We start from the raw sequence: 22,716 nt of genomic DNA, 5'->3' as shown, positions 1-22,716 counted from the left end.
GGGCTCGGCGAAGACCACACACCAGTGCGCGTCCCGTACACACGACAACCAGGGACGGCCGGTCCGCGGCGTGGGCGTGCCGCCCGAAGCCGAACGGCCCCGCAGAGCGGGACGACGGAGCGGCGTGGCAGGAAGGCCGACCTGGTGCCGCGGTGCCCTGGCACGTGTCCGGCCGTTGCCGCCCCACGCCTCTCATTCCTGTGGCGGGCACATCCCGACGAGCTCGACGTGTGTTTCCGTACGGCAACGATCCCATGGCCCGACCGAGTCGAAGACGACGAGCTCCGGTGGGAGTGGCGCATCCCCCGGCTGCTCGAGGCTGATGCCGCAGACTCGCGCGAAGGAGGCCAGTCCTCGGGCCGGGACGCAACGCCTTTCCCCGGGCCGGACTCCGTCCACGTGATCGTCTGAGACCCACCCCCCCCATGCCTCGGGCAGTCGAGTGATGTCGGCGCGACCTCCTCAGGCGGCGATCGTCAGGAGGGAAAGCAGGCGCCGGGCCCGGCCCGCCCTGTGCCGGCCTGCAGGAATCATCGGTTCCCCGCGCCCGCGCCCGCGAGTGGCGTGCGCGTGCGTCGGCGGGACGGCGGGGCGGGGGACACCGTACGGCCGGTTCAGCCGACGACGGGTTCGACGAGGCCGGCCGCGACCAGGCCCGCGAGGCCGGATGCCAGTCCGGCGGGGTCGGAGCCCGCGTGCTGGGCGTACTGCTCCTGGATCGAGGCGAGTTCGCGACCGTCGCAGAGGGCGTAGATCAGCCAGGCGTGCTGGTTGAGCCAGTGGAACTTCGCGGTGTCAGGGGCGAAGGCCAGCAGCTGGCCCTGCTCGGGCAGGGGGCAGACGGCGACCGGCTCGATCTTGCGGTAGCCGCGCGGATCCGGCTGCGGCACGTGTGGGGCGGAGCTCGGGACGGGCTCCCGGGCGGCGTCCGCCTGTACGGAAGGCGCCAGGGAGACGGCGGCGTCCATCAGCCATTCGACGAAGCGCCGTCCGTCCGGTGTCAGTGCCCCGCCGTGGACCTCGAGCGCCTGCTGTCCGAGGTAGGCGGCCCGTTCGGCGCTCGTGGTGTACCCGCCCTCCACCGCGGCCCGGCTGCCCGGGGTGGGCACACCGACGTCCTCGGTGGCCGGCGGCTCGCCGAAGCGCTCGCGCAGTTCGGCGGGGGCCTCGCCCGCCGCCGCGAAGAACAGCACCATGTGCGCGTACACGTGCAGTGCGGCCAGGACCCGGGTCAGTGACCACGGGGTCAGCCGCCAGGGGATCTCGATCTCGTGGCCCGGGTCGGCGACGAGCGAGCCGGTGCGCAGGACGTCGAACTGCTTGAGGTGCAGTCCTTCGTGCAACAGGATCTCCGCGGTCATCCACGGATCGCGCAGGTGCTCCGGAGCGATGAACAGAGCCGAGGGCAGCGGATCGCCGCCGGAGAGCGAGTACAGCTCACCGTCGTCGCTCTCGCCCCGGGCCAGACCCACCAACGAGATGTGCGGGAAGACTCCCGCCCCGGCGTGCGGCAGCAGTTCGGCCAGGAGTTCGGCGCCCCGGGAGAGCCCTGCGAGCAGCTCCTCGTCAGGGCTGATCCGGCGAGCCCCGCGCATGTCGGCGAAGGTCCCGTCCTTGAGCTCCTCCAGCCGCCGGGCGAGCGGCAGCCCGGCCGACCCCGGCCCGACCTCCGTCCACACCCAGCCGACGCCACGGCTCGGCCAGGGGCGCCGGCGCGGGGTCATGAGGCGTTCGCACGGCCCCAACCCGTCCTCGGCGTCGAGGTCGACCTCCGCGAGGTACGACGCGAACTCGCTCGGATCGTGCCGGTCGTTCTCCAGGGCGAGCAGGTCGTCCTCGAAGGCGTTCCTCAGCACCGGGTCGTAGAGGAAGGGGCGCAGCACGGCGTCGTCCGCCTTGCCGAGCCGCTCGAACCGGTCGGCCGCGTCGGGGAACCGGCGGGCGAGCACCGTCAGGCCCAGCCGGTAGCGCGCGATGTTCCTGGCCTCGATCGCGTCGGCGGCGCCGAAGTGCGGGTCCGCTCCCAGGATTCCGTCTATCTGTGTGTACAACGGCGACAACATGCACCTCGTGAGGCGTCGGGACGGTACGGGCGAGGACACGGCAGGCCGGCCGCCGGAAGTCCGACGACCGGCCTGCCGCGATACGGCTTACTTCGCCGCACCGACCGGCGCGAGGTACGGCGGAACCCAGGCGCGCTCGTACTGGGCGTCGGTGGTGATGCTCGGCGCCGACTCGGCGGCCACCCGCATCTGCGGCATTTCCACGGTCTGGGACGGCATGTCGTCTCCTTGCTCCACACCCGGCAGGGTGTTCACGGACAAACGGTCTACCGGATCAGCCGCCGCGGCCGTCCCGCTGCGTGACCACCATCGCCACGGAGCGGGGTGCTTGCGCCTCGGCGTCGTCTCCAGCACCTCCGAACCTAGATTCGCGGGACGCGCCGGTGTGTTCCTCACGTGCAGGATCGCTTTGCCTTCTGTGCAAGGCGCTCCCGTGCGTGCGTCCACACCTCGTCCGCCGCACGCATGACCACCGTCCTCGTCCACGCGGGCAGCCACCGGCCGGCACTCCCAGGCTCCCCCCCGCAACCTCCGGAGCGGCTCCGGAGCCGTTCCGGAGGCTCGTGGCAGGCGGGAAAATCCTGCTCACGCGCTGTTCTGACCTGGCATGATCACATCGCGCCATCGCGCGACCGACGTCGGCGCGGACGGGAACGCCGGCCGTGTCAAGGGGGAGGACAGTGGAGTTCCGTCTTCTGGGGCCGGAAGAAGTCCTGCACGAGGGGCAGCCGGTTCCGATATCGGCGGCGAAGCATCGGGCGCTGCTGACCATGCTCCTCCTGCGGTCCGACCGTGTCGTCATGACGGAGGACCTGATCGACGGCCTGTGGGGAGCGAACCCGCCCAAGACCGCGAGAACGACGCTCCACAACTACATCCGACGGCTGAGGAAGGTCCTCCTGGCATGCGGATCGGATCCCCTGGTCACCGAGTCGGGCGGGTACGTCCTGCGCCTGGAGTCGCACTGGCTCGACGTCCATGCCTTCGAGGAGCTGGTGGCACAAGGCGAAGGCGCACAGGAGCGCGGCGACCTCGTCGCCGCCTCCCAGCTCCAGAGGCGGGCCCTGGGGCTCTGGCGCGGCAAGGCGCTGGAAGGAACGGCGTCCCGGTACCTCGCCGAGGTGGAGGCGCCTCATCTCGAAGAGGCGAGGCGTTCGGCGTTCGAGAAGCTGATGGACATCGACCTCCGCCTCGGCCGCCACAACGCCCTGTTGGGTGAGATGCGGCGCGAGCTCGCGCGGGAACCGCTCAGGGAACGGTTGCGGTCGCAGTACATGCTGGCGCTGTACCGGGCCGGCCGGCGTGCCGACGCGCTGGACGTCTACCGTGAGGGACGTCGGATCCTCGTCGAGGAGCTCGGTCTGGAGCCGGGCCCCGCGCTGCGCGAGATGGAGCGCGCGGTCCTCGCCGACAGTCCGGCCCTCGCGGCACCGACCGCAGCCGTTTCCCGAGCCGCCGCCTCCCGGAACGCGGAGCAGGTGCCCACTCCCAGGCAACTCCCGCCCGACACGGCTCATTTCACGGGTCGCGAGGCCCACCTGAGAGCCCTGGACGAATGGGCCGGGGCCTCGGGCACCCCCGGACCGATGGTCATCACCGCCATCGACGGGCAAGGCGGCATGGGGAAGACCGCGCTCGCGGTGCACTGGGGTCACAGCGCCCGAGCGCGGTTCCCGGACGGGCAGCTCTACATCGATCTGCGGGGCTACGCGACGACCAGGCCGGTCACGTCGGTGGAGGCGCTCGCGAGCTTCCTCTACGCGCTCGGGGTCCCGGCGGACCGGATCCCCGACGAGCCCGACCGTGCGGCGGGTCTGTACCGCACCCTGCTGGCCGAGAAGCGCGTCCTCGTCGTCATCGACAACGCCCGCAGTGCCGACCAGGTACGCCCTCTGCTTCCGGGCACCCCGGGGTCCCACGTGGTGGTGACCAGCCGGGACGTGCTGGCCGGCCTGGTGGTCCGCGACAGCGCCCGCCACCTCAGAGTGGACGCCCTGACTCCGGAGGAGGCCGCGGAGCTGCTGGAACGTCTCCTCGGAGTGTCCGTCGTGGCAGCCGAGCCGGAGGCGACGGCGGAGTTGGCCCGACTGTGCTGGTACGTACCCCTGGCACTGCGGGTGTCGGCCGTCAGCGTACGGGAAGCCGGCGGGGATCACCCGGTGGCCGGCCACGTCGACCGGCTGCGCAACGAGGACCGGAGGATCGCCGCGCTCAGTGTGCCGGACGACGAGGCCAGCAGTCTGCAGGCGGTCCTCTCCCTGTCCTACCTGTCGCTGTCACCCGACGCGCGCAGGCTCTTCCGCCGCCTCAGCCTCGTCCCCGGGCCCACGATCACGGCGGCCGGCGCTTCCGCCTTGCTCGGGCTGCCCGTCGCACGGACGTCGCAGCTGCTCAGGCGACTGGTCGCCGTCCATCTCGTCGGTCACACCGACCCGGACGCGTACGGCCTCCACGACCTGCTGCGGCTGTTCGCCGAGAGCTGCGCGACGGCGGACGAGAGCCCCGAGGAGCGTGCCGCGGCCCTTCGGCGCCTCTACGACCACTACCTCGCGGGCGTGCACGCCGGGGCCCGGCTGCTGTATCCGGAGAAGCTGCGCGCGTTCGACCCCGGAGAGCCCGCCGGGCGCGCGGACGTGGAGAGCGCCGTCGACACGGACGCGGACTCCTCCCGAGACGCGGGGGAAGGCACCGCCGGCACCGTGGTCCTGCCCGATCAGACCGCGGCACGCCAGTGGTTCAGGCGTGAGCACACGAACCTGGTCATCGCGGCGCAGAGAGGTGCGGCGCTCGGCCTGCCCGCCCTCTCCTGGGAGTTGTGCGACGCCCTGCGCGGCTACTTCTGGCTGGTCAGAACGGGCCCGGACTGGATCTCCGTGGCGGAGGCGGGGCTCGAGGCGGCCCAGCGGGCAAACCACGCGATCGGCTCCGCCACCGCCCGCCTGAGCCTCGGCGACGCGCACCGCGGCCTTGGCCGGTACGAACGCGCGGCCCAGTACTACGAGGCGATGCTGGCAGACGCGGAATCCGCTCACTGGGCCGAGGGCAAGGCCCAGGCACTCAACAACCTGGGCCTGGTCGGCATCCTCACGGGGAAACTGCGCGACGCGGTCAAACGCTACGAGGCGGCTGTCGACGCCCTGCCGGCGGACCCACGCTGGAACCTGCTCCGGCTGAGCACGGAGGGCAACATGGGTCTGCTCCGCCAAGAACTCGGGGACCTGCGTCAGGCCGAACGACACAACGCCACGGCGCTCGAACTGAGCCGAAGCATCGGCTCCAGAGGAGCCGAAGGGGTAACCCAGGGCAACCTGGGCCAGGTCCTCGGGCTCCTGGGGCGCTCCGAGGAGGCACTCGAGTGCCTCACCGAAGCCCTCGCCGTCCACCGGGAGCTCGGCAACCGCGGCAGCGAGGCGGAAACTCTCCGGGGGCTGGCCGACTGGCACCGTGACAGAGGCGACCACTCCACCGCCCTGGACCTCGCCCTGGCCGCCGCGGCACTGGCAGACGAGATAGAGGAGGGGCGTCTTGCAGCGGCCGCACTCCAGACCGTGGCGTCCGTCCGCACCGCTCTCGGTCAGCTCGCCGAAGCCGAGGAGACCTACCGACGGGCGCAGGGCCTCGCCGAACAGACCGGCGCCCGGCACACAGAGGCGGCGATCCTGATCGGCAGGGCCGAGGCGCGCCTCCTGCGGGGCGACCTCGCCGAGGCCGATGCGTACGTCCGGCACGCCCTGGAACGAGCCCGCCGCGAGGGCTACGCAATTCTCGAGGGGCAGGCTCTGACGGTCATCGGCCGCCTCCTCCTCGCCGAGGGGCGACCGGTCGAGGCGGCCGAGCATGCCGAGCACGCCCTGTCGATCCTTGCGGAGATCGGCCACCGAACCGGCCGGACCGCCGCTCAGGAGGTGCTGTCCCGCGCCCGCTCGCAAGCGCCGGACGACCAGGACGAGGAGTCCGGCGCGCCGGAGCCGTCCGCATGATCTCCTGCGCCCGGCGCTCCCCTCCAGGCCCTGGCGAGGCGTCCTTGCGACGGTGCGCGCCGGATCCGACCCGTCAGGCGGCGGACCGATCGGGCGGTGCGGACGCCGAGGTGGTCGCGCGGTGTTCGGTGGGGCTGATTCCGTATGCCTCGCGGAAGGCCCGGCTGAAGGTGCTCGGATTGGTGAAGCCCCAGCGTGAGGCGATGACCTGGACGCTGAGGTGGCGCAGATCCGGACGGGCGAGGTCGGCGTGGCAGCGCTCCAGGCGGCCGCGGCGGATGACCGTCGCGACGCTGGCGGGTTGCCGGCTGAAGAGGCCGTACAGGGTGCGCAGGGACATGTGGTGCCGGCGGGCGATCGTCTGTGGCGTGAGGTCCGGGTCCGCGAGGTTCTGGGCGATGAAGCCGTGAACGCGTCGCAGCAGTGTCTGCGCCCGGGACTCGTCCGTGCCCGTCTCCAGTACTCGCAGCTGCTCGGCCAGACAGGCGGTCGCCAGATCGAGGGCGATGGCGCCCATGCGGCTCTGCTCCTCGGGCCGGCATTCGGCACCGTGCTCTCGCAGTGTGGCGAGAAAGGCGGCGAGGACGGCAGCGCTGCCGCTGCCCGTGGAGATCGGCCGAGCCAGGAGCAGCTCGACGTGATCGGGTCGCAGGGGGAGTGAGGCGCGGGGTATGTGGAGGACGGCGGCCCGCACCTGGCCCTCCGCTTCCGAGGGAGGGAGGGCTGTCGGATGTACGGGGCCACTGAGCACCAGAGTGCTCCGGGGCGGCGCCTCCGTGCCGGAAGGGGCGCCAGGTCCGCTCGCGTCGGTCATCCATGCCAGCCTGTACTCGTCGGGGCCACCGTTCGGGATCGGAACCCGCAGGCTGTCCCGGCCCCCTGGCAGGACGTCACCCGCCGTCAGCCGCACCGGTCCCAGGCCCAGGCTCCTGATACGGGCCCCACCCTCGCGGGTCTCATCGACGTGGGCCCCCTCGTGGGCAACGCCTTCGGCGAGGACCTCTTCGCGGACATCGAGCCGGTGTCCGGTGCCGCGTCCCCGGGACACGTCGGACAGGACTCCGTCGGACACCGTCCCGCGGAAGGACTCGAATCGACCCGCCGCTGAAACGACAGGAGCCGCCACGCTTGACCAGCCCACCCATTCCCCCATTTCCCCGCTGCGAAAGCAGCCGTTCCTCTCCGGAGCGCTCCAACCCTTCGGCGGTGAGCGGCATCCGTCGACCTCACGTGTCGGAGGCGGGGACGGCAGAGGGGCGGATCACGCATCTGCCGCGCCTGCGACCAGTGACGACGAATCAAGGATCACCACCGGGCGCTATCGGCCGACTAGCGCCAGAACGAGCCGGCACGGGCACGGACCGCACCAGGTGCCGTCGGCCACGTGGACGGGGCGGGTGACGGCCGGTGGTCCGCGCCCGACCGGCCCCGGCGGCACGCCCACCAGGGCGATCAAGGCCACCGACTTCACCTCCCTCGGCCTGTCGAGCGAGGTTCTGAACGAAGAGGTCGCCGGCCTCCTGACAGCGTCCTGTGATCAACATTCCCGCCCGGATCGCTCGACCAGGCCGGCGGATCGTCCTTCACCGCCCGAACGCCGCTGCTGTCCGGAGACTTCGAGGAACTCGTGCGGCCTCAGGGTGACGCTGGATGGCTCCCGGCCGTGTGTACTCCCCAAGCCCGCTCCGTACCTGCCGTTCGGCTCGGCCTCGGGGGCTCGGGTGCAACAACGCCGTGTTCATGGCCGCCGAGCCGTCTGAAGCGGCTGGGGCACTGGCTGCCGAGCTGTTGGCCGCCCCTGCCCCGTCCGCTTCTCGGCGGTGACGTTCCGGGCCGGCCGGCCCGGGACCTCCACGGGCGAGCCGTCGTCAGGTCGGGAAACGGTCAGGGGCGGCCCGTGTCAGCGCGAAGTGTCGCATCCCCGTCACCGACGGGATCCCGTACGAGGAACCGTCCGGGCCCGCGCACGCCGCCACTCCTCCACTGCGCCATGTGGCAGCGTGGAGCCCCACCGCGCGCGGCCTTCCGAGACCATCGGCTTGAACGGGCCGTCAGCGAGTCGGCCGAGTGCGGCCGGGCGCACTCCCCGGGCACCGGGCCTTCCGTGCCGGCACGGGCCGGACCGTCCGCCCGAGGCGCGGGCTTTGGCCGTATGCCTTCGTCGAGGCTAGGGTGTGCCGCCGTACTCGGCGGATCGCTCCCCTGGAGAAGGTGGGAATGGGGCTCATTGACGCAGACCACGTGGGGCTGGTCGTCGCGGCGCAGGCCGGTGACGATCGGGCGCGCGAGGAGCTGATCGCCGCGTACCTGCCGTTGGTCTACAACATCGTCGGGCGAGCGCTGAGCGGACATGCCGACGTCGACGACGTCGTCCAGGAGACCCTGCTGCGCGTGGTGCGTGACCTGCCCGCCCTGCGTGCCCCGGAGAGCTTCCGGTCCTGGCTGGTGTCGATCACGCTCCGCCAGATCAACACCCACTGGCACCGGCAGCACGCCCTCGCCGACCGGACCACGGTCATCGACGAGGCACGCCGGATACCGGACGCCGGCGCCGAGCCCGTGGACGTGACGATCCTGCGGCTGCACGTGTCGGACGAGCGGCGCCGGGTCGTCGAAGCCGGCCGGTGGCTCGACCCGGACCACCGGGTGCTGCTGTCGCTGTGGTGGCAGGAATGCGCCGGTCTGCTCAGCCGGGAGGACATGGCCGCCGCGACGGGGCTCACGGTCGCGCACGTCGGAGTGCGCCTGCAACGCATGCGCGAGCAGCTGGAACTGTGCCGGACGATCGTCGCCGCGCTGGAGGCCGACCCGCGCTGTCCGCAGCTGGCCGGGACCGTCGTCGGCTGGGACGGCGACCGTGCATCGGTGTGGCGCAAGCGGATCGCGCGGCACACCCGTGACTGCCCGGTCTGCACGGGGACGTCGACGGAACGGGTGCCGGCCGAACTGCTGCCCCTCAGCCTCACGACGCTGGCCGTCCCGGCCGCACTGATCGCCGCGCTGGCCGCCAAGGGCTTGCTGTCGGGTACGGCGGCGAGCGCTGCCGGGCTGGTCGCGGCCCCCGTCGCCGCCGGCACGGCGACGGGGGGAGGCGGTCTGCACGGCGCTCTGATCGGCAAACTCCAGACGGTGACCGCTCATCCGCTGGTGAGCCTCGCGACCGGCGCGGTGCTCATCGCCGGGACCGCCACCTACGCGACCTGGCCCGAACCGGCGCCCCGAGTGCCCGGCGTCACCGCCGCCCCCGCGGTCGCCGCTCCCGCGGTCGGCACTCCCACGCCCCTTCCCTCGCGCACCACCCCCTCGGCCGGACCGTCCCCGGCGAATCCGTCTCCGGCGAGTCCGCCCCCGGTCGGCCCGTCCACCGTCGCGGGCACCGTTCCGCTGGGCGCGCGGTCGCTGGAGTCCGCGGACAGTCCCGGCCTGTTCGTCACGTACACGGGCGACTTCGCGGCGCTCGGCGGCGTCGCCGCGTCCAGCAGCGCGCAGGCACGTCAGCGGGTCACCTTCACGGTCGTCGGGGGACTGGCCGACACACGGTGCGTCACCTTCCGCGCCGCGGACGGCCGGTATCTTCGCCACTCCTACCTGCGGCTGCGGCTGAGCATCGACGACGGCAGCGCACTGTTCCGTGAGGACGCCACCTTCTGTCCCCGTCCCGGGGCGGTCGCCGGGTCCGTGACCCTGCACGCCCACAACTATCCGGGATCGGTCCTCCGCCACCGCGACGGCGGCATCTGGCTCGACGGCTCCGACGGCACGCGGGCCTTCGCCGGCCAGGCTTCCTTCATCGTGCGCGGCCCCGGGGCCTGAGCACCGCTCCTCGGGCGATCCCGGCCGAGTCGCACCGTCACGGCCGGCGCTCCGCCGGCCTGATCCCCCACGGTTCCCGCCCCACGCCGTGACCGGCGTTCACCGCAGGTCGGTGCGGCGCCCCTCTTCCCCGGGCGCGACCAGTTCCACGGGCGCGACCAGGCCACGGCGTCCGGCATAACGCTTTCTGCCTGCGAGATGCGTCACCGGGCAATCCTGCGGACGGCACGACTTTTCTGTTACGAGACCGCGAGCTCGGAAGCCTCCACTTCAGGGGTGTCCTTCCCGCCGCCCGTCATGACGTGCCGGCGCGGCAGGGTCCCGACCTCCCCCACCGACGCATCCCCTGAAGAAAGCCCCTCACATGACGCAACACACCCACGAACCCAGGCCGGCCGGTACGCAGGACCCCCGAGGAGAATCATGAAGGGCCTGCACCGGCTCCGCCGGCGTCGCCGGACATGGGCGATAGGACTGTCGGCCACGGCGCTGGTGGCCGGCGTCGTGACGCTCATCCCCGGCTCCGCCGGAGCCGCGGGCCTGGGCACCCAGGCCGCCCCCTCGGGCAGGTACTTCGGCACGGCCGTGGCCGCCGGCAGGCTCGGCGACTCCGCGTACACCGCGATCGCCGACCGGGAGTTCAACATGATCACCCCGGAGAACGAGATGAAGTGGGACGCCGTCGAACCGTCCCGCGGCAATTTCAGCTTCGGCCCCGCGGACCGGATCGTCGACCGTGCCCTGGCACACGGCCAGCGCCTGCGCGGCCACACCACGGTCTGGCACTCGCAGCTCCCCTCCTGGGTCGGCTCCATCCGCGACGCGAGCACACTGCGCGGCGTGATGAACCACCACATCACCACCGAGATGACCCATTTCAAGGGCAAGATCTACGCCTGGGACGTGGTCAACGAGGCGTTCGCCGACGGCGGCAGCGGCCGGCTCCGCGACTCGGTCTTCCAGAAGGTGCTGGGCGACGGCTTCATCGAGGAGGCGTTCCGCACCGCCCGCGCGGCCGATTCCTCGGCCAAGCTCTGCTACAACGACTACAACATCGAGAACTGGTCGGACGCCAAGACCCAGGGCGTCTACCGCATGGTCAAGGACTTCAAGTCCCGTGGCGTGCCGATCGACTGCGTCGGGTTCCAGAGCCACTTCGGTGCGGGCGGCCCGCCGGTGAGCTTCAAGACTACGCTGGCCGGCTTCGCCGCCCTGGGCGTCGACGTCCAGATCACCGAGCTGGACATCGCCCAGGCCTCACCCACCCACTACGCGAACGCGGTCGGCGCCTGCCTGTCCGTGCCCCGGTGCACCGGCATCACGGTGTGGGGCGTTCGTGACAGCGACTCCTGGCGCAGCGGCGAGAGCCCGCTGTTGTTCGACAGCGGTGGCAAGCCCAAGCCCGCGTACACCGCCGTCATGGGCGCTCTCCGTTCCGGCTCCGGTGCCACCCCGGGCGAGCCTGCCGACGGTACGGGGGAGATCAAGGGCATTGCCTCCGGCCGCTGTCTCGACGCCCCCGGCTCCGCCAACGGCACCCGGGCCCAACTGCGGGACTGCGGCGGACAGACCGACCAGCGCTGGACCCACACCGCCGCCAAGCAGCTGAAGGTGCACGGCGACAAGTGTCTGGACGCCATGGGCAAGGGCACCACCAACGGCACCCCGGTGGTCGTCTGGGACTGCAACGGCGGCGCCAACCAGCAGTGGAACATCAACACCGACGGCTCGATCACCGGCGTCCAGTCCGGGCTGTGCCTCGACGCCGTCGGCGCCGCCACCGCGAACGGCACCACGATCCAGCTGTACGCCTGCGCCTCCGTCGGCAACCAGAAGTGGACCGGCCCCTCCCTGACGGGCGGCGGCACGTGCGCCCTTCCGTCGACGTACAAGTGGAGTTCGACGGGTCCCCTCGCACAGCCGTCGAACGGGTGGGCCGCGGTGAAGGACTTCACCCACGTGATGCTGGGCGGCAGGCACCTGGTCTACGCGTCGAGCGCGTCGGGAACCTCGTACGGCTCGATGGCGTTCACCCCCTTCACGAACTGGTCCGACATGGCGTCGGCCGGCCAGACGAAGATGAGCCAGAACGCGGTGGCGCCCACCCTGTTCTACTTCGCGCCCAAGAGGATCTGGGTCCTCGCGTACCAGTGGGGTGCCTCGCCGTTCAGCTACCGCACGTCGAGCGACCCCACCGACCCCAACGGCTGGTCCGCGCCGCAGCCGCTGTTCACCGGCGGCATCCCCCGCGCCGAATCCGGCACCGGACCGATCGACCAGACCCTGATCGCCGACGAGAAGAACATGTACCTGTTCTTCGCCGGTGACAACGGCAAGATCTACCGGGCGAGCATGCCGATCGGGAACTTCCCGGGCAACTTCGGCTCGTCGTACACGACGGTCATGAGCGACACGGCGAAGAACCTCTTCGAGGCGCCGCAGGTCTACAAGGTCCAGGGCCAGAACCAGTACCTCATGATCGTCGAGGCCCGGGGTGCGAACGAGCGGCGCTACTTCCGCTCGTTCACGGCCTCCAGCCTGAGCGGTGCGTGGACCCCGCAGGCCGCCGGCGAAAGCAAGCCCTTCGCGGGCAAGGCCAACAGCGGCGCCACCTGGACCGACGACATCAGCCACGGTGACCTGATCCGTACCAACCCCGACCAGACCATGACCATCGACCCCTGCAACCTGCAGTTCCTGTACCAGGGCAAGTCCCCCGCCGCGGACGGTCCCTACGACCGACTGCCGTACCGGCCGGGCGTCCTCATCCTGCAGCGCTGACCTGCCCGATCCACGGTTGCACAAGGAGAAACACCCCCCATGAACAACCCCACCAACGCCGGACGCCGCGGACGTCACCGCCGTCGCAGGACCGCCACCGCTCTGCTGATCGGTGTGCCCGCCACCGTCGTGCCGTACCTCCTGTTCGTGCAGGACGACTCGCAGGCCGCGACGGTCGACGACAGCGCCTACTACAAGCTGGTCTCGGTGCGCAGCGGCAAGGTGCTGGACGTCAACGCCTTCTCCACCGCCGACGGCGCCCGCATCCAGCAGTGGACCGACCAGAACACGGCCAACCAGCAGTGGAGGCTGCGCTCCACCGGCGACGGCTACTACGAGCTGGTGAACCGCAACAGCGGCAAGGTGCTCGGCACAGCGGGCGGTTCGACCGCGCAGGCGGCTGCCGCCGAGCAGCAGACCGACAGCTCCTCCGCCTCCCAGGAGTGGCGGATCGACGAGGTGGGCGGTTCCGGCGCCGTCACCTTCACCTCCCGCCGGAGCGGCCAGGTCCTGGACGTCTCCGGAGGCTCCACGGCCGACGGCGCGGCCGTCATCCAGTATCCCGGCCATGGCAGCACCAACCAGCAGTGGAAGCTGGTGAGGACGGCCGAGGCCCCGGCCACCGGGACCGGACCGTACGCGTGGAAGAACGCCCAGGTGGTGGGCGGGGGTTACGTCACCGGACTGGTGTTCAACCCCCGGGAGAAGGGGCTGCTGTACGCGCGTACCGACATGGGCGGCGCCTACCGCTGGGACGCCGCGGCCGAGCAGTGGATCCCGCTGACCGACTGGCTCGGCGAGAAGGACTGGAACCTCCTGGGCATCGACGCGCTGGCCACCGACCCCGTGGACCCGAACCGCCTCTACCTCGCGACCGGCACCTACACCAACGACTGGGCCGGCAACGGCGCGATCCTGCGCTCCACCGACCGTGGCCGCACCTTCCAGCGCACCGACCTGCCGTTCAAACTGGGCGGCAACGAGGACGGCCGCGGGGCCGGTGAGCGGCTGGTGATCGACCCCTCGGACAACCGCACCCTGCTGCTCGGCACCCGTAAGAACGGCCTGTGGCGCAGCACGGACAGCGGTGCGACGTGGCGGCAGGTCTCCTCGTTCCCCGTCAAGGACGGGGCGGGCAGCGGTGGCGGCATCTCCTTCGTGACGTACGGCCCGGCCGGGAGCAGGACGATCTACGTCGGCGTCGCCGACAGGTCCACCTCCCTGTACCGCTCCACCGACGGCGGCACCACCTGGCAGGCCGTCCCCGGCCAGCCCACCGGCCAGTTGCCGCAGCACGGCGTGCTCTCCGGCGACGGCTCGCTGTACCTGACGTACACCGATGCCCTCGGCCCCAACGGCGTGACGGGGGGCTCGGTGTGGAAGCACACGCCGGCCGGCGGGACGTGGAAGAACGTTTCCCCCTCCCAGGGCGGCTACGGGTTCTCCGGTCTGGCCGTCGACCCGCGCAAGCCGTCCACGGTGATGGTCACCACCCTCGACCGCTGGTGGCCCGAGGACGAGATCTACCGGACCACCGACGGCGGCACGACCTGGAAGGCGCTGGCGGACAAGTCGGTGCGGGACGCCTCCGGCGCTCCCTACGTCGGCACCCACACCGGGCACTGGATGACCGCCCTGGCCATCGACCCCTTCGACTCCGGGCACGTGCTGTACGGCACCGGCAACGGCATCTGGCGCAGCAAGGACGCCGACGCCACGGACAGTGGTGGCACCAGCCACTGGATCGCGGGGGCGCGCGGTCTTGAGGAGACCGCGCTGATGGACGCGATCGCCCCGCCCGGCGGCGCCGCCGTCGTCACCGCCATGGGTGACCAAGGAGGCTTCCGCCACGACGACCTGACCAAGGTGCCCGCTGGGCGGCTGGGCAACCCGATGATGACCAACAGCACGGACATCGACTTCGCCCAGTCCACGCCCTCGATGATGGTCCGCGTCGGCCACGGCGGCGCGCAGGACGGCGCCTACTCCACCGACGGCGGCATCAGCTGGAACGGCTTCAAGGCCGAGCCGGCGGCCGGTGCCCAGGACGGCCATGTCGCGGTCGCGGCGGACGGCTCGACCATCGTCTGGACCCAGGCCGGCCAGGCCCCGTACCGGTCGACCGACAAGGGAGCGAGCTGGTCGAGGGTCGGCGGACTGGGCGCCGACGCCGTCGTCGTCGCCGACCGCTCCTCGGCCGGGACCTTCTACTCGCTGAGCGGCGGCACGCTCCACGCCAGTACGGACGGCGGCGCGACCTTCACCGCCCGCGCCTCCGGCCTGCCCTCCGGCCGGCTCACGGCCGTCCCCGGCATCGCCGGAGACCTCTGGATCGCCGGCGGCGGCCAGGGGCTGCTGCACTCCACCGACGGCGGCCGCACCTTCACCGCGCTCACCACGGTGAAGTCCGCCTCCGCCCTCGGCTTCGGCAAGGCCGCACCCGGCGCCTCCTACCAGGCCCTGTACCTGATCGGCACGGTCAAGGACGTCACCGGCGTCTTCCGCTCCACCGACAAGGGCGCCACCTGGCTCCGCGTCAACGACGACGCCCACCAGTGGGGCAGCATCGGCGGCGTCGGCGTCATCACTGGCGACCCGGACACCTACGGCCGCGTCTACGTCGGCACCAACGGCCGCGGCCTCCAGTACGGCGACCCCTCCTGACCCCGACACCGGATGCACTCACGGTCGACGTGTGAGCTGACGCGCGATCACTGACGGACTGCCGCCCTCCTGACCGATGGGACATCTCGGTCGGAGGGCGGCTTTCCGCTGTAGTCAGCCCCGCCGGACCGCCCCCAACTGGGCACGGTGCAGGTCCGGGGCGGTGAATCGCTGCGCCACCGTGCGCAGGACGCGGGCCATCGCCTGGGCCGGTGGGGCGTGCCGCGGCGCACGCGAGGAGGATGTAGCGGGTGGGGGCCGGGACGTCGGAGGCGAACGGCAGGAGGCGTACGTCACTAAGCCGCCTGAGCCGCGACGAACACCACCTCGGTCGGACCGGCTCGTCGCGGCCGGGGTGAGGCTGGTACGCGGCAAGGTCCAGATCATCCCCTGGGTGCTGTTCCTGGTGGCCGCCCTGCTGACGGCGTTCGGTACGTTCACCCCGGCCGCGGTCACGATCCTCGCGCCGATCGGCATGAACTTCGCCTACCGCTACGAGCTCAACCCGCTGGTGGTCGGCATGATGGTGATCAGCGGCGGGCACGCGGGCGCGTTCTCCCCGCTGTCCGTCTCCGGTGCGCTGGTCCTCGGCCTCGTCGACAAGACCGATGTGCAGGTCTCCGCCGTGGCGCTGTTCAGCGCCGGCTTCCTGATCAACCTGGTGCTCTCGGTCCTCACCTACGTCCTGCTCGCCAAGCGTCCCGCCCCGCTGGTCGAGGGCGCCGCGGAGGCGGCCGCCGACGAGGACCTCGCCGTCTCCGGCAGGCCCGATTGGCGGCAGTGGCTCACCCTCGCCTCCCTGGTGGCCCTCGTCGTCGGCGCGCTCGGCTTCCACCTGGAGATCGGCTTCCTCGCGCTGGCCGCCGGCACGCTGCTTGCCCTGGTGGACATGAAGCGGCAGGAGAAGGCCGTCGACGGCGTCAGCTGGTCCACCCTGCTCCTGGTCGCGGGCATGATGACGTACATCACGATGCTGGAGAAGGCCGGTGTCGTCGAGAAGATCTCCGAGCATGCCGCCCACCTGGGCGCCCCGCTCGTCGTCGCCCTGCTGCTGTGCTTCACCGTGGCCCTCACCTCCGCCTTCGCCTCCTCCACCGCGATTCTCACGGCGATCATCCCCATCGCCGTACCGCTGCTGCTCTCCAGCCACCTCAGCGGTGCCGGACTGATCGCCGCGCTCGCCGTCTCCACGACGTCAGTCGGCACCACGCCGGAAGGTCGCGCGGTAGTCCCTCGGGCGTCGTCCGGTGTGCTTGGCGAAGAGAGCAGCGAAGGTTCCGGAGTCCTTGTACCCGACCGCGGTGGAGATGCTGGCGACGGTTCGGTCCGTGGTCTCGAGGAGGTGGCGGGCGCGACGGACGCGCGACGACTGCAGGTACTCGAGAGGACTCTGGCCGGTCGCGTCCGCGAAGCGCCGCAGCAGAGTCCGAGTGCTGACCCTGAGTGCGTCCGCCAACGCGGCGAGGTCGTATCGGGCGGCGAGGTTCTGGTCGAGGTGCCGCATGACCTTGCGGGAGAACTCGTTTCCGGGCTGCGGAAGGAGTCGCGCATCGACGTAAGGGGTCTGGGACGACCGCGCATGGTCGACGAGCGCCACCCGCGCGGTCGTCCGTGCCACGTCGGCACCGCTGTGTCGGCGGATGAGGTCCAGTGCGAAGTCGTACATGGCGCTGAAGGCCGCCGTCGTCGTCACCCCCTTGTCGGTGACGACCAGATGTTCGGGTCGGACATCGGCCTCCGGACGGCGTCGAGCCAATTCGTCGGCGAGGAACCATGCCGTCGTAGCCCGGCGTCGGTCGAGAAGCCCTGCCTCGGCGAGCAGGAACGCGCCGACGCAGATCGAGACGACGGTATGACCCGCAGCGGCGTGGGAGCGGATCGCCGCGATTTCAGGGGCGAGGGCTACGAGCTTCGCGTCCACGTCGAGGCCCGGCACGAACTCGAACCCCGGCACGACAAGAACGTCGACCTCGCGCAGCGGAGAGACGGCCAACGCCGCACCACCTGATGCGGCGACGCGACGACGAGGCGAAACGATCGACACCTCGTAGCCGGCGCGGTCCGGACCGGCGACGTGCATGGCCATCGTCAACAGATCGGGCACGCCGAACACCTCGGACGCGAAGCAGCCCGGATAGGCCAGGACACCGACCCGCAGCGCGCTCACGCTCGCCTCCTGAGCATCATGCCTATGGCGAGATCACCCTTTTACATGGCGATCCAGCCTATCGCCTTGTGCGGGTGCACCAGTCCACGCTGTCGCCATGAGTGCTCCCAACGGACGTCTTGACGACGAGATCAAGGACTTCTCCCGCCGGCCGGTGGACGTGGACGGGGTGGTGAAGACGGTGCATGCCGCGGGTTCCGGGCCGGCCGTCGTGTTGATGCCGGAGATGCCCGGTATCAGTCCCGACGTCCTTCGGCTGGCGCGGTGGGTGCGGGACGCGGGCTTCACCGTCTACGTCCCCTCGCTCTTCGGGGTCGACGGCGCCTATCCCACGGTCGAGGGGGGCCAGGAGGTGGTGCGTCGCGCGTGTGTCAGTGCCGAGTTCCGTGCGTTCGCGGGAGGCGGCACCAGCCCCGTCACGGCGTGGCTGCGTGGGCTGGCGCGCCAAGCCCACGCCGAGTGCGGCGGTCCGGGAGTCGGTGCGATCGGTCTGTGCTTCACCGGCAACTTCGCACTCACCATGGCGATCGAGCCGGCTGTCGTCGCGCCAGTGGTCAACCACCCGTCACTGCCGCTGGACGATCCCGCCGGACTCGAGATGAGCGAAGAGGACGCGCGCGCGGTCCGAGACCGCATCGCGCGCGACGGACTGAAGATCCTCGCCTACCGCTTCGACGACGACCGTTGGTGCACCGGGCAGCGCTTCGCCGCGTACCGAGCGCTCCTCGGCGACGCCTTCGACGGCCGTGTCCTTCCGGGCGGTTCTGCACGCACGAACCCGCCCCCGTTCTTCCGCGACGTGGTCGGGTCCCCCCACAGCGTCGTCACCGCCCACCTCGTCGACGAGGACGGGCATCCCACGCTGAAGGCCAGGGACGAGATCCTCGCCTTCCTGACCGAACGTCTGAGCCGGTCTGGACACTCGGAGGGCAATCGCCAAGACCTGTAGATCATTTGAGGTCGTCCATGCCGCAACGGTCTCGGGACGTTCGACCAGCCGGCGCCCCGGGTGACCTCGGTCCGAAGGCGGACGGTGGCGAAGGCCGAACCGATGACCATCACGGGCCCGTTCGGAAAGGCACGCCCCCGGCATCGCTCCCGGAACCGATCCACAGGTCTTGATCATTGGTGCCCTGGGCGCCGCGCTGGCCGACCGGTTCTTCGCCCTGGACTGGCTGCGGTACGGAGTGTCCCCGCGCGTCGTGCACCTGACCGAGGCGGGCGGGACCGGGGTGCGGGACGCCTTCGCGATCGACATCGCCGACTGAACCCGCCGCGGGCCGTACGGGCCGGCACCTCGGACCGCTGGCCGTCGCTGCGCAGCCGGCGGTACCTGAACGGGCCGGCGTGACCGTCCGTCGTCACCACACCGGTCACGTCGACGGCCTCGCGGAACCCGACGCCGCCGAGACCGGGTTCGCGAGCGGGAGCAACGTCCGCTCGTGACCCGACCGCCCGGGCATGGGGACGCCGGGGGGCGGACAGCGGCGACCGCGGAACAGGGATGACGCCGCGGTCGCCGCACTCGGCTGTTCATCCGATGATCTTGTGCCGTCCGGCTGATATTCTCGACTCATGGTCGGGAATCCGATGGCATCGCAGGCGGCTTCCCGTCCGGCGCCCGGGCGGCGCCGCGGTATGAAGCGGGCGCAGGCGATCCTGGACGCCGCCGACCAGATCCTCGCGGAGGAGGGGTACGAGGCCTCCACGCTCGGCGCCATCGGCAAGCGGGCCGGCATCCCCACCGCCTCCGTCGCTCCGAAGCGGCGCCGCTAGGGGATCGGGCTTGTCCACGGAGCAGGGACGTCGCAGGGGTCGGCCGCCGGCGACCGTCAACGGCCGTACGGCCCCTGAGCGGTTGCTGGACGCGGCCCTGGAGCTCTTCGCGGAGAAGGGCTTCGACGGGACCTCGGTGCAGGACGTCGTGCGCGCCGCGGGGGTCACCAAGGGCGCCATGTACCACTACTTCCCCTCCAAGGACGACCTGCTCCACGAGATCTACCTGCGGGTGCTGCGGATGCAGACCGAGCACCTGGACGCCGTGGTGGCGACGGACCTGCCGGTGGCGGAGCGCGTCCACGCGGCGGTGGTGGACGTCGTGGTGACGACGATCGAGAACATCCAGAGCGCCACGATCTTCTTCCGGTCGCTGCACCAGCTCGCCGAGGAGAACCAGCGGCAGGTGCGCCGCGAGCGCCGCCGCTACCACGAGACCTTCCGCGCGCTCGTCGTCGAGGGGCAGCGCGAGGGCGTGTTCCGCGACGACGTCAGCGCCGAACTGGCCGTCGACTACTGCTTCGGCTCGGTCCACCACCTCCCGATGTGGTGGCGCGACGGGGGCGAGGCCTCGGCCGACGAGGTCGCCCGTACCTTCGCCGACCTGTTCATCGCGGGCATCGCGGCCCGCTGACCACGACCGGGGCGTCCCGCGCCCCGCTGACCACGACCGGGGCGTCCCGCGCCCCGCTGTCGACATGACGTAAGTCATCCCGCTCCCGCCCCCTCGCCTGTTGACGGCTCTCCTTCGCCCGTTGCACAGTGGGCCCACCTTGAGTAAGCAACCGCTTAGCATGTAAATGGAGGCCCAGATGCCCGAAGCCGTGATCGTCTCGACCGCCCGGTCCCCGATCGGCCGGGCCGGCAAGGGGTCCCTGAAGGACATGCGCGCCGACGAGCTGACCGTCCAGATGGTCCAGGCGGCCCTGGCGAAGGTGCCCGAGCTCGACCCGCGCGAGATCACCGACCTGATGCTCGGCTGCGGCCTGCCCGGCGGCGAGCAGGGCTGGAACATGGGCCGCAACGTCGCCGTGCTCTCGGGCTACGACCACCTCCCCGGAACGACCATCACGCGCTACTGCTCGTCCTCGCTGCAGACCACCCGGATGGCGTTCCACGCGATCAAGGCCGGCGAGGGCAACGCGTACATCTCCGCCGGCGTGGAGTCGGTCAGCCACTTCGACAACGGCACCAGCGACCACATCCCGGGCCACGACATCCTCAACCCGGCCTTCGGGGACGCCGGCAAGCGCACCCACGAGCGCACGCAGGGCGGCGCGTCCGACTGGACCGACCCCCGCGAGACCGGCGCCCTGCCCGACGTCTACATCACCATGGGCCAGACCGCCGAGAACGTGCAGCAGGTCCTCGGCATGTCGCGCGAGGAGCAGGACGCGTTCGCCGTCCGCAGCCAGAACCTCGCCGTCCAGCGCATCGAGGAGGGCTTCTGGGCCCGCGAGATCACCCCGGTCACCCTCCACGACGGCACCGTCGTCACCGCCGACGACGGCCCGCGCCCCGGCACCACCCTGGAGGGCGTCAGCGGCCTCAAGCCGGTCTTCCGCCCCGACGGCACCGTGACCGCCGGCAACGCCTGCCCGCTCAACGACGGCGCCGCCGCCCTGGTGATCATGAGTGACGTCCGCGCCAGGGAGCTCGGCCTCACCCCGCTCGCCCGGATCGTCTCGACGGCCGTCACCGGGCTCTCCCCTGAGATCATGGGCCTCGGCCCGGTAGAGGCGATCCCGGCCGCCCTGAAGAGCGCCGGCCTCGGCCTCGACGACATCGACCTCTTCGAGATCAACGAGGCGTTCGCCGTGCAGTCGCTCGGCTCCGCGCAGCAGCTCGGCATCCCGCTGGAGAAGCTCAACGTCAACGGCGGAGCCATCGCCGTCGGCCACCCCTTCGGCATGACCGGTGCCCGCATCACCGCCACGCTCGTCAACTCGCTCCAGTGGCACGACAAGCAGTTCGGCGTCGAGTCCATGTGCGTCGGCGGCGGCATGGGCATGGCCATGGTCGTCGAACGCCTCAGCTGACCCGACGACCGAGCCGAGAAGGAGCACCTGAAAATGAAGCGTTTCGAAGGAAAGACCGCGATCGTCACCGGAGCCAGCCGCGGCATCGGCCTGGCCATCGCCGAACGGCTCGTCTCCGAGGGAGCCAGGGTCGTCATCACCGGCCGCACCAAGGAGACGCTCGACCAGGCGGTCGTCGCCCTCGGCGGCCCCGCGCACGCGCTCGGCGTCGCCGGCAAGGCCGCCGACCTCGCCCACCAGGCCGACACCGTCCGCCAGGCGATCGAGACGTTCGGCAGCGTCGACCTGCTCGTGAACAACACCGGCGTCAACCCGGTGTACGGCCCGATGGTCGAGCTCGACCTGGAGGCCGCCCGCAAGATCGTCGAGACCAACTGCCTGGCCGCGCTCTCCTGGATCCAGCAGGTCCACGGCGCGTGGATGAAGGAACACGGCGGCTCGATCGTCAACGTCGCCTCGGTCTCCGGCGTCAAGCCCGCGCCCATGATCGGCATGTACGGCGCCAGCAAGGCGATGCTGCTCTCCATGACCGAGCTCCTGGCCGTCGAGCTGGGACCGGACATCCGGGTCAACGCGATCGCGCCGGCGGTCGTCAAGACGAAGTTCGCCACCGCCCTGTACGAGGGACGTGAGCAGGAGCTCGCGAACGCCTACCCGCTCAAGCGCCTCGGCGAGCCCGAGGACATCGGCGGCGTCGTCGCCTTCCTGCTCTCCGCGGACGCCGCCTGGCTCACCGGCCAGAACGTCGTCATCGACGGAGGCGTCACCCTCGTGGCAGCGGCCTCGTGACCGCCTCCGGGCAGGAACAGGCACCGGCCGCACCGGTCGAGGCCGTCGTCTTCGACTACGGCGGCGTGCTCACCCGGCCCGTGAAGGAGTCGATCGCGGCCTGGATCGAGGCCGACGGCATCGATCCGGAGTCGTTCTCCCGGACCCTCAGGGCCTGGATGTCCCGCGGCGCGCCCGCCGGCACTCCGGTCCACCGCCTGGAGACCGGCGAGCTGGCCGTCGAGGAGTTCGACGCCCTCCTCGCCGCGGAGCTCACCACGATCGACGGCCGTCCGGTCGACCGGGTCGGCGTGCTGTCCCGGCTCTTCGCCGGGATGCGTCCCGACCCGGAGATGTTCGAGCTCGTCGAGGAGCTGCGCGAGCTCGGCGTCCGGGTCGCGCTCCTGTCCAACAGCTGGGGCAACACCTACCCGCGCGAACGGATCGACGGCCTGTTCGACCCCGTCGTCATCTCCGGCGAGGTCGGCCTGCGCAAGCCGCAGGCCCCGATCTACGAGCTGACCCTGACGCGCCTCGGCGTCCCCGCCGGGAGCGCCCTCTTCCTCGACGACGCCGAGCCCAACGTCCTCGGCGCGCGAGCCGTCGGCATGCGGGCCCACCTGCACGTCGACGCCCCCTCCACCCGCGCGGCGCTCGCCGCGCTC

At 71.3% G+C, this 22,716-nt stretch carries 16 protein-coding genes and 1 pseudogene; 13 read left to right on the top strand and 4 right to left on the bottom strand.

Annotation, left to right across the window (positions count from 1 at the left end; genetic code table 11):
* Nucleotides 1–614: 614 nt before the first annotated feature.
* Together CCN56_RS10860 and CCN56_RS44405 are read right to left on the bottom strand one after the other, a co-directional pair.
* Entirely contained in the window at nucleotides 615–2,051 is a 1,437-nt protein-coding gene (locus tag CCN56_RS10860) for an HEXXH motif-containing putative peptide modification protein (protein ID WP_086825914.1), read from the bottom strand.
* 99 nt (nucleotides 2,052–2,150) lie between these two features.
* A complete protein-coding gene (locus CCN56_RS44405; protein ID WP_256961902.1) occupies nucleotides 2,151–2,282 on the bottom strand; it encodes a hypothetical protein in 132 nt (43 codons plus the stop codon).
* A gap of 443 nt (nucleotides 2,283–2,725) precedes the next feature.
* Here CCN56_RS44405 and CCN56_RS10855 point away from each other — a divergent pair, with 443 nt between their 5' ends.
* A complete protein-coding gene (locus CCN56_RS10855; protein ID WP_306300599.1) occupies nucleotides 2,726–6,043 on the top strand; it encodes a BTAD domain-containing putative transcriptional regulator in 3,318 nt (1,105 codons plus the stop codon).
* Nucleotides 6,044–6,116: 73 nt separating this feature from the next.
* Here the strand turns inward: CCN56_RS10855 and CCN56_RS43080 are convergent, their stop codons facing one another.
* Nucleotides 6,117–6,737: a helix-turn-helix domain-containing protein gene (locus tag CCN56_RS43080; protein WP_179199790.1), complete on the bottom strand. Its 621-nt coding sequence runs from the start codon at nucleotides 6,735–6,737 to the stop codon at nucleotides 6,117–6,119.
* Nucleotides 6,738–7,007: 270 nt separating this feature from the next.
* Between CCN56_RS43080 and CCN56_RS44400 the strand changes: the two genes are divergently transcribed.
* The 5 genes and pseudogenes from CCN56_RS44400 to CCN56_RS10825 form a co-directional block, all read left to right on the top strand.
* On the top strand, nucleotides 7,008–7,151 hold the full coding sequence (locus CCN56_RS44400; protein WP_256961901.1) for a hypothetical protein: 144 nt from the start codon (nucleotides 7,008–7,010) through the stop codon (nucleotides 7,149–7,151).
* Nucleotides 7,152–8,260: 1,109 nt separating this feature from the next.
* The gene (locus CCN56_RS10845) at nucleotides 8,261–9,856 is read left to right on the top strand and encodes a sigma-70 family RNA polymerase sigma factor (RefSeq protein ID WP_086825909.1); all 1,596 of its coding nucleotides are present in this window, start codon (nucleotides 8,261–8,263) and stop codon (nucleotides 9,854–9,856) included.
* Nucleotides 9,857–10,279: 423 nt separating this feature from the next.
* Nucleotides 10,280–12,637 (top strand): non-reducing end alpha-L-arabinofuranosidase family hydrolase, encoded by a 2,358-nt coding sequence (locus tag CCN56_RS10840; protein WP_086825907.1) that lies wholly within the window; start codon nucleotides 10,280–10,282, stop codon nucleotides 12,635–12,637.
* 39 nt (nucleotides 12,638–12,676) lie between these two features.
* The gene (locus CCN56_RS10835; RefSeq protein ID WP_086825905.1) at nucleotides 12,677–15,301 is read left to right on the top strand and encodes an RICIN domain-containing protein; all 2,625 of its coding nucleotides are present in this window, start codon (nucleotides 12,677–12,679) and stop codon (nucleotides 15,299–15,301) included.
* A gap of 76 nt (nucleotides 15,302–15,377) precedes the next feature.
* Nucleotides 15,378–16,475: pseudogene (locus CCN56_RS10825) on the top strand (SLC13 family permease); the annotation flags it as partial.
* A 21-nt stretch (nucleotides 16,476–16,496) separates the two neighbouring features.
* Here CCN56_RS10825 and CCN56_RS10820 read toward each other — a convergent pair.
* On the bottom strand, nucleotides 16,497–17,381 hold the full coding sequence (locus CCN56_RS10820; RefSeq protein ID WP_256961905.1) for a GlxA family transcriptional regulator: 885 nt from the start codon (nucleotides 17,379–17,381) through the stop codon (nucleotides 16,497–16,499).
* A 241-nt stretch (nucleotides 17,382–17,622) separates the two neighbouring features.
* On the opposite strand from CCN56_RS10820, the gene CCN56_RS10815 reads away from it, so the two are divergent.
* From CCN56_RS10815 to CCN56_RS10790, 7 genes are all read left to right on the top strand, one after another.
* On the top strand, nucleotides 17,623–18,417 hold the full coding sequence (locus tag CCN56_RS10815) for a dienelactone hydrolase family protein (protein ID WP_256961900.1): 795 nt from the start codon (nucleotides 17,623–17,625) through the stop codon (nucleotides 18,415–18,417).
* 169 nt (nucleotides 18,418–18,586) lie between these two features.
* Nucleotides 18,587–18,736 (top strand): hypothetical protein, encoded by a 150-nt coding sequence (locus tag CCN56_RS43075; protein WP_179199789.1) that lies wholly within the window; start codon nucleotides 18,587–18,589, stop codon nucleotides 18,734–18,736.
* A gap of 370 nt (nucleotides 18,737–19,106) precedes the next feature.
* Nucleotides 19,107–19,244, top strand: a complete 138-nt coding sequence (locus CCN56_RS10810) for a TetR family transcriptional regulator (protein WP_086825900.1) — start codon at nucleotides 19,107–19,109, stop codon at nucleotides 19,242–19,244.
* A 10-nt stretch (nucleotides 19,245–19,254) separates the two neighbouring features.
* On the top strand, nucleotides 19,255–19,878 hold the full coding sequence (locus CCN56_RS10805; RefSeq protein ID WP_086825898.1) for a TetR/AcrR family transcriptional regulator: 624 nt from the start codon (nucleotides 19,255–19,257) through the stop codon (nucleotides 19,876–19,878).
* Nucleotides 19,879–20,056: 178 nt separating this feature from the next.
* A complete protein-coding gene (locus CCN56_RS10800) occupies nucleotides 20,057–21,283 on the top strand; it encodes an acetyl-CoA C-acetyltransferase (protein WP_086825926.1) in 1,227 nt (408 codons plus the stop codon).
* A 33-nt stretch (nucleotides 21,284–21,316) separates the two neighbouring features.
* Complete coding sequence (locus CCN56_RS10795) at nucleotides 21,317–22,072, top strand: SDR family oxidoreductase (RefSeq protein WP_086825897.1); 756 nt, start codon at nucleotides 21,317–21,319, stop codon at nucleotides 22,070–22,072.
* Nucleotides 22,069–22,716, top strand: a 648-nt coding sequence (locus CCN56_RS10790; protein WP_086825895.1) for an HAD family phosphatase, incomplete at its 3' end; no start/stop codon positions are given. The genes CCN56_RS10795 and CCN56_RS10790, both read left to right, overlap by 4 nt.

Origin of the sequence: Streptomyces sp. NRRL B-24572 (assembly GCF_002156145.1) — a bacterium.
GTDB lineage: Bacteria > Actinomycetota > Actinomycetes > Streptomycetales > Streptomycetaceae > Streptomyces > Streptomyces vietnamensis.
The sequence above is the reverse complement of the archived record's forward strand: the minus strand, read 5'-3'. Positions and strand labels throughout refer to the sequence as shown.